We start from the raw sequence: 7836 nt of genomic DNA on the forward strand, positions 1-7836 counted from the left end.
AGTTGCCATCTTCTTAGACATCACGGCCGCAGTCAAGACAGTTGACTCACCGTAACGCACGACAACAGAGCCATTTGCCTGCTTAGCAACCTGACCAGTCTCTACAATTAACTCACGACCCGCAAAAGTCGTTTGAAACACTTGTTTTGTCATTTTAATCCCCTTTGGATTGATGAAATTATACGCCTTGCCTACAAAGATCAAGATACTAAGCCGTTAAGCAACTCAAAGGAAAATAGGAAATCTAACGACGGAGCGACCGCTCCTAGGGAGATTTATCTTTTTCCACAGAGTTGTAGGCGAGTTCAGTTATACAAGATACTAAGGGCGTGAAGAATCCCGTATGAAAATAGGAGATTGACGCAGTGTGCGATGCGCACCAGGAAATCTATCTTTTTCACTAGGGATTTAGCCCGTGTTCAATTGCTCAAGATATTTTAGACGGTTCGGCTTGCCGAACATTTCTGTAGAAAAATAGGAAGGTAACGCCGCACTCGATGAGTGCTAGGAAGCTTATCTTTTTTCCTAAGAAATGAGGCCAAAATTCAATTAAGTATCTTTTTGATATTTCCCTGAAATAGTGCGGACGGGAGGTAAAATTATCCAGTGGATAATTTTAGAAATCCAATGGAATTTCAACGGTAATTTTTAATTACTTCGCCTTTTCATTTCTATGCTCAGGCTAAAATAGTTCCCCGAACTATTTTACTCTAAAAAATTCCGTCCTAGAAAATAACAGAGTTATTCTCTAGGATACCACGATAGCGTGAAATATCTTTTAAATACTCACTCCGTTCGTGTTTTTTGAGACACACATTATCAGATTTTGTTTAAAAAATAATCAACTTTAAACAAACTTCTACAACCTAAATACCCTCATCTTTGTATCAAGTACGTACAGAGTCTATTTTATCATATTTTTCTTAAAAAGTGCGGTCTTTACCATTAAAAAGGAACCATTCCCCTCACTTGAGAAGAATGGTTTGCTTTTTATTATCCTAGAGACTGATGATTAAACAAGGCATGGGTTGCTTGGTGGATGTATTTTGCTGTTTCAGCATTGTTCATGGTGTAGAGATGCACACCTGCAACATCCTGAGTTACCAAGTCCACGATTTGGTCCACTGCATAGGCAAGTCCTGCTGCTCTGAGCGACTCAGGGTCATGCTCATACTTGTCTAAGATGGCTTTAAATTTTCGTGGAAGATGGATATTCTCACAAGTCTTCAAGAGGCGGAGAGCCTGATTTCGATTCAGAATTGGCATAATCCCTGCATGAATGGGTACATCAATCCCAGCCAAGATGCACTTATCTTGGAAATCATAGAAGCGCTCATTGTCAAAGAAAAGCTGAGTTACGAGGCTCGAACAACCTGCATCTACTTTCTTCTTAAGATTTTGAATATCTGAAATCTGATTTGGTGAATCTGGGTGTCCTTCCGGATAACAAGCACCAACAATATCAAAGTGAGGAGCTTGCTCCTTGATGAACTCAATCAAGTCAGTTGCGTAGCGGAAATCCTTTTGTGGTTCCACATCTGGAATAATATCCCCACGAAGAGCCAAGATTTTCTGCACTCCAACCTTGTCCAAGTCAGCAATAGTTTCAGCAACCTTGTCCTTAGTCAAATAGATAGCTGGCAAGTGGGCAATAGTCGGAATCGCCAAGTCATTTTGGATAAAATCAGCCAAACGGACCGTCGTTTCCTTGATATTAAATTTATTATTGCTGGCAGTTACACTGATAAAGTGAGGGGCCAACTCCTGCATATCTTGAAGAGCAGAAATAATGTTATCATTACCCACGGCTGGGTTGGGAGGGAACACTTCAAATGAGAGTGACGGTGTTTGGCGTGACATATGTAATAACCTTTTCTAGTTGATTTCTTTTTGAACAACCATTGTATGGAGAGAAATCTAATCTTACAATTTCTCACGCGCAGCTTTAGCTGCTTCAACAAGGCGGATCAAGCTTTCTTTTGTTTCTGGAATACCACGTGTTTTCAAACCACAGTCAGGGTTGATCCAAACTTTCTTGCTTGGCACTTTAGCAAGGATAGCTTCGATTGTGTGGTCGATTTCGCCTTCATTTGGCACACGAGGTGAGTGGATATCGTAAACCCCAGGTCCTACTTCTGTTTGGAAGTTTTTCGCTTTGAGTTCGTCCAAGATTTCAAGGTTTGAACGGCTAGCTTCAAAGGAAATAACATCTGCATCCATGTTGTCGATAGCTGGGATGATATCTGTAAATTCTGAGTAACACATGTGAGTGTGGATTTGAGTATCTGGCGCTACTGTTGAGTGTACCAAGCGGAAGGCAGGAATAGCCCAGTCAAGGTAGTCTTCGTACCAGTCGCTACGACGGAGTGGCAATTTCTCACGAAGAGCAGCCTCATCGATTTGGATGATTTTCACACCAGCAGCTTCAAGGTCAAGCACTTCATCCTTGATCGCAAGGGCAATTTGAAGAGTAGAATCCTTGATAGAGATGTCTTCACGTGGGAATGACCAGTTGAGGATGGTAACAGGTCCAGTCAACATACCTTTAACAGGTTTGTTTGTACGGCTTTGTGCATAGCTAGACCATTTAACAGTGATAGGGTTAAGACGAGTGACATCACCCCAGATGATTGGTGGTTTCACCCCACGCATACCGTATGATTGTACCCAACCATTTTTAGAGAAGAGGTATCCTGACAAGTTTTGACCGAAGTACTCAACCATGTCATTACGCTCAAATTCACCGTGAACAAGGACATCAAAGTCGATATCTTCTTGCCATTTGATCCATTCGTCGATCGTTTCAGCAAGGAAAGCGTCGTACTCTTCTTGAGATAATTCACCTTTACGGTAAGCCAAACGTTTAGCACGAACTTCTTTTGTTTGAGGGAATGAACCAATCGTTGTTGTTGGAAGAGCTGGAAGTTTGAAAGCTTCTTCTTGGATAGCTTCACGTTCTGCAAAGGCTGGCAAACGAGTGTAGTCTGCGTCCGTCAATCCAGCGATACGCGCACGAAGTTCAGCATTAACACCAACACGTTCAGTTGCAAAGAGTTCTTTGTTGGCTGCAAGAGCTGCTTCACTTTGACCGTTGCGGATAGCATCCAAATCACGAATCTCATCCAATTTTTCAACTGCAAAGGCAAAGTGGTTCAAGATAGCTGGTTCAAATTCTTCATTAGCTGTTGTAAATGGCACATGAAGAAGTGAGCATGAGCTTGTCAAGACAATGTTTTCAGCTGGGATTTGTTCAAGAACAGCCAAGCTCTTTTCGTAGTTGTTGCGCCAGATGTTTTTACCATTGACAATACCTGCATAAAGAGTCTTGTCAGCTGGGAAACCACCTTTAACCAATTCAAGAGTTTTCTTACCTTCAACGAAGTCAAGACCGATAGCGTCAACTGGCAATTTCACAAGGTCAGCGTAGACGTCACGAACATCACCGAAGTAAGTTTGAAGCAAGACTTCAAGACCTTTTTTGTCAGCCAAAAGTTTGTTGTAGAGGTTCAAGAAGAGAGCTTTTTCTTCGGCAGTCAAATCTTTCACAAGAGCCGCTTCATCCAATTGGATGCGAGTTGCACCAAGTTCAGCCAATTTAGCAAAAACTTCTTGATAAGCAGCCACTAAGCTATCTACGAAGTCTTCTGCTTTCACGCCTTCTTCAAAGTCTGACAATTGAAGGAAAGTGAATGGACCTACAAGAACTGGGCGAGTATTGAGACCAAGTTCTTTTGCTTCTTGGAACTCATCGAAGATTTTGTGACCAGCCAATTTTACTTGAGTGTCTTTTTCAAATTTAGGAACGATGTAGTGGTAGTTAGTGTTAAACCATTTCTTCATCGGAAGGGCGCGAACATCCCCTTTTTCTCCTTGGTAACCACGCCCCAAAGCGAAGTAGCGCTCAAGGTCAGACAAGTCCAAGTTTTGAACTGAAGCAGGTACCACGTTGAAAAGGAAGGCCGCATCTAGGAAGTTGTCATAGTGAGAAAAATCATTTGATGGGATTTCAGTGATGCCTTTTTCTTTGACAATGTTCCAGTGTTTAGCACGCAAGTCTTTTGCGGCTACCAAGAGTTCTTCTTCTGAGATTTCTTTTCTAAAGTATTTTTCAGTTGTAAATTTTAATTCGCGGAATTCGCCCAAACGAGGGAAACCGATGATTGTAGTTGACATGATGTGTCCTCCAAAATTTCTTGTTGAAACTATCTTAACAGAAAAGAAATCGTCTGTATAATTGTAAAAAATTAGGATTTGATATAGTTTGAAACTATATCTCCGTTTTAGACAAAAGAAAAAGACTTGAGACAAATGCCTCAAATCCTTTGTGTAGCTTGTTTTATAGCTCTATTTCAGTTATGCTCTTCAAACGCCTTATTAGTAATTCTTATAAGTGACTATGGCTTGTTATTAGAAAAGACTATAACTCAGTTTAATCAGCTCTTTTCCTGTTCGAGGGGGACGACTGCTAGTGTCTTTCCTAAACTGGCTAAAACTTTCAATACCGTATCCAACTGGGGGCTAGTCTTGCCTGTTTCCATCCTAGCTATGACAGGCTGGCTTACTCCACTAAGTTCTTCTAGCTTTTTCTGACTGATTCCTTGTTCATGCCTAGCTTCGATTAACTCGCTCATGATAGCCACTCGCATATCACTTTCAAAAATTTCCTCCTTGGTAAAGAGTTCGGAGCGGACATCCTTCCAGTTACTCCCGATAGCACTATTCTTCATCACTTAACCCTCTTTCTATTAAGTCTATGTATTTTTTGAAAAAATGAGCGAATTATGAGCGAAAAAAGAAATAATAATTACTAACCGTATGAAACTTTTTTCATCTTCTACAACTTTCGATAGATTCAAGAAACAAAGTAATAATTTTCTTTTAGTTCTCGGAAACGGTCAAAACCGAGAATACCCTCATTTTGTAATCTGCCTAAAACGACGCTCGGATGAATATCGATTTCCTCTGCAAAATCTAGAATATCCGACTTATCAAAATTTCCTTTTTCAACAAAATCTTGATAGTCTTCCGGTCTAATCAAGAAATCTTTTGCAAACTGGTCTGCCTCTTCCTCAGAACGAAGATAGGACTCACTGTTTCCTTCATCAGATGAAAAATCATTTTCCAGAATATGCCCAATCTCATGAAAAAGTGAGAACCAGAAAATATCGGATGCTTTGTTTCTATCCGTGAGTAAAAGCAAGGCACTGCCATTACTGAATTTTTTAGTCGCTCCATTCAGATTAGCATTTGGTAAGGCAGGTAGACCGACTAGGACAATACCACAGTCTAGCAAGATATCATATAAGCGTTGAGGAAAAACTTCTGGATCTTGTCTCGTCAACTTTCTCAAGGCAGGCAAGCTTTTCTCTAACTTTTTGCGATTAAGCTTGATAGTTGTTGTATCACGTGCTTTTTTAGATGCCAACTCCAGCATGATATTGGAGTTGACTATACTTTTAGTCGTAAACTCACGCGTATTTCGATAGCTGACTAGATGGTTAAAAGATGTAAGGTTTTCTAAACTTGCCACACCAAGAATCTTACGAAGCTCGACAATCTTTTCCTTCAAACTATAGCGTTTGTCTGGAACGTAGCCTTCTTCCTTAAAATACTTGAAATCAATCAGCTCACAGATTTCTTTCTCGCTACCTTCTTCTAGCTCTCTTTGTTCTACAATCTCTGCAACTTTTACATCGTAAGCATTCTGAAGATTGAGCCAAGTTTGCATGGAAACTCCGCTTAGCTTGGAAAGCTTATGAGCTGTTTCTTTACTAATGGGCTCCTCAGCATTGACAAGCTTGCTGACAGTCTTTGCTGAAACTCCCAAACGCTCCGCAAATTCCTTCTGCGTTACGTTATAATCTTCAATCAACTCTTCAACATACTGACCTGGATGAAAAGCAATCAGGTCTTTGTATTCAACAATTTTATTACTCATAGTGATTGCTGACCTCCTCTATTTTTAGGATTTCGATTTCAACAGGACTTGGAAACACCTTTTCTAAATCCTCCTCACGAAATTCTACAATCAACCGATAGGAACTCCTTCGACCATCTATATCCAAAGCAAACTGACCTTGTCTCTTTCCCTTGAGTTGGTGAAAGTGATATTTAGGAAAAGCAGTCACACTAGCCAAAGAATCCGCCGCTTCCAAAAAGTTGATCAACTGATGCAACTTTACAGCAATCTTATCCGAAAAATCCTTTTTCGCTCTCCTCAGCTCTGTGCACTGTTTTTCAACAGTTTTGTTTGTATAGATAAGCTTCATAAGTCCCTTTCTGTTCAAATTAAATTACCTAATAGGTAATTTAATTATAGCATGAATCAAAAACAAAAACCAGCCAAAAGTTGATTTGGCTGGGAAGTCTTCCTGACGATATCTGTCAGTGGCTATACATCTTTAAAGCATACAAGTTCCTAGAAATATTGAGATTGCAGGAATTATTCAACGTTTTCTAAAAGAGGCTAATTAAAAACGATAAAATAAAATTTTATGAGTAAAAAGTTTGATTATCTTAAAGACTTAATAAGTCTAGTATTAATTAAAATTCAAACAACGAATTCACATAAAAATCTAGTATTTCTACCATAATTTCTACAGAAATATTCTTAGAAAGTGTTTCCATACCAAGATAATTTTTCATAATGTTAGAATAGTAACTGCTGAATATCCCGTTATAATCACTTGCACTATATTTAGTTATATCTACATCCAAACCTTCAATACTAGTTTTTTTTATGCTATAACAATTATTAGATTCAAATACATCTAACAAGGTACAAAAAATCGCTTCTTACAGCTAAAAATTCATCAAATATCCTTATGGCAGAGGAAGAAACTACTGCACAACTCTTCGATTGTTTATTAAGAATATTTTTTAAATTTGTAGCCTTATTTAAAAAAGTCTTTTCTTTCTCTATTAAATTATCTATTGTTGATTTATCAACATTTCTCCAAACGATATAAACATCATACATTCTCCTCACTGTATACTGAATTCCAACTAAGCCCCCTAAAGAGTTTCCATTGATAAACCATGTTCACCTTGATGAGCATATCTATTTCTCTCATTAACAACTGAATCTATTAGATTTTTATATTCTTCAAAAAAATAATCATCTTTAAGTAAAGTAAACTTTTCAATTAAAATGTCACTTTTTGTAGGAGCCACAAATCTCTCATTTATTTCTTTATGTACTTTACTAATTGGTAAAAATCTATGATTATTTTCAATTTCTTGTTTTAGTTCTCTAAGTAATGTCTTATTATATTGTTCAAACGAAGAATATATTTTTATTAATAAATTATTTAATGATAGAACATAAGAATCATCATCAGGATCATCACCTGGAATCAGGGTTACTATACTATCAAGTAATTTTTTCAAATTTTTAAGATCGTTTCTGTATTTATTAATCATTAAAGAATACCTTATGCATAGTGTTTATTCGATTACTAATATTATCTCGTTTACCAGTTCCTTGTGTAAAAAATGATTCAAAATCACTGTTTTGACTCTCTGATTTATTAATGAAGAGTTCCTTATATTTCGCTCTAATTCCCTCCTTTTTACAGTGGAGTTCTTCTTCACTGTAGTCTTTTAGCATTAGTGTAACAATTATTGTTTCAAACAGGATCGGAGAAATTCTAGTCGTAAAAGTATCTGTTTTTACAATATATCTTTTAAAAGCATCATCCTCTAATATTTGTTTCGCATGATTCAAGGAAATTAGTAAATCATTAAATAAGTTATCTATTTTTTCCTCATACTGCCTCAAATCTTCTTTTCTTTCACTTTTTTTAAATTCTATGTGATATTTCTCAGCAGTATCAT

At 37.8% G+C, this 7836-nt stretch carries 8 protein-coding genes; all 8 read right to left on the reverse strand.

Translation table 11 applies throughout. From position 1 onward, the window contains the following. The coding region (locus SMIDD26_RS13600; RefSeq protein WP_348538398.1) for a polyribonucleotide nucleotidyltransferase at positions 1-153 on the reverse strand (153 nt) is incomplete at its 3' end. Positions 154-993: 840 nt separating this feature from the next. Next, on the reverse strand, positions 994-1860 hold the full coding sequence (gene metF / locus SMIDD26_RS06820) for a methylenetetrahydrofolate reductase [NAD(P)H] (protein WP_000089967.1): 867 nt from the start codon (positions 1858-1860) through the stop codon (positions 994-996). Between the two features lie 63 nt (positions 1861-1923). Then, entirely contained in the window at positions 1924-4173 is a 2250-nt protein-coding gene (gene metE / locus SMIDD26_RS06825; protein WP_061439640.1) for a 5-methyltetrahydropteroyltriglutamate--homocysteine S-methyltransferase, read from the reverse strand. A 260-nt stretch (positions 4174-4433) separates the two neighbouring features. Continuing rightward, positions 4434-4727 (reverse strand): helix-turn-helix domain-containing protein, encoded by a 294-nt coding sequence (locus SMIDD26_RS06830; RefSeq protein ID WP_061439641.1) that lies wholly within the window; start codon positions 4725-4727, stop codon positions 4434-4436. A 125-nt stretch (positions 4728-4852) separates the two neighbouring features. Further along, positions 4853-5938: a HigA family addiction module antitoxin gene (locus tag SMIDD26_RS06835; RefSeq protein ID WP_061439642.1), complete on the reverse strand. Its 1086-nt coding sequence runs from the start codon at positions 5936-5938 to the stop codon at positions 4853-4855. Next, positions 5931-6269, reverse strand: coding sequence for a type II toxin-antitoxin system RelE/ParE family toxin (locus SMIDD26_RS06840; protein ID WP_014713022.1), 339 nt, complete (start codon positions 6267-6269; stop codon positions 5931-5933). Before SMIDD26_RS06840 ends, SMIDD26_RS06835 begins: the two co-directional genes overlap by 8 nt. A 745-nt stretch (positions 6270-7014) precedes the next feature. Continuing rightward, on the reverse strand, positions 7015-7422 hold the full coding sequence (locus SMIDD26_RS13090) for a hypothetical protein (RefSeq protein WP_246746966.1): 408 nt from the start codon (positions 7420-7422) through the stop codon (positions 7015-7017). Continuing rightward, on the reverse strand, positions 7415-7836 hold a 422-nt coding region (locus tag SMIDD26_RS06850), incomplete at its 5' end, for a hypothetical protein (protein WP_167747489.1). The genes SMIDD26_RS13090 and SMIDD26_RS06850, both read right to left, overlap by 8 nt.

The organism is Streptococcus mitis, assembly GCF_001579035.1.
Lineage (GTDB): Bacteria > Bacillota > Bacilli > Lactobacillales > Streptococcaceae > Streptococcus > Streptococcus mitis_J.

Coding starts and splice junctions, on each gene's coding strand:
- metF (WP_000089967.1), bottom strand. CDS start 1,860: ATGTCACGCCAAACACCGTCACTCTCATTTGAAGTGTTCCCTCCCAAC.
- metE (WP_061439640.1), bottom strand. CDS start 4,173: ATGTCAACTACAATCATCGGTTTCCCTCGTTTGGGCGAATTCCGCGAA.
- SMIDD26_RS06830 (WP_061439641.1), bottom strand. CDS start 4,727: ATGAAGAATAGTGCTATCGGGAGTAACTGGAAGGATGTCCGCTCCGAA.
- SMIDD26_RS06835 (WP_061439642.1), bottom strand. CDS start 5,938: ATGAGTAATAAAATTGTTGAATACAAAGACCTGATTGCTTTTCATCCA.
- SMIDD26_RS06840 (WP_014713022.1), bottom strand. CDS start 6,269: ATGAAGCTTATCTATACAAACAAAACTGTTGAAAAACAGTGCACAGAG.
- SMIDD26_RS13090 (WP_246746966.1), bottom strand. CDS start 7,422: ATGATTAATAAATACAGAAACGATCTTAAAAATTTGAAAAAATTACTT.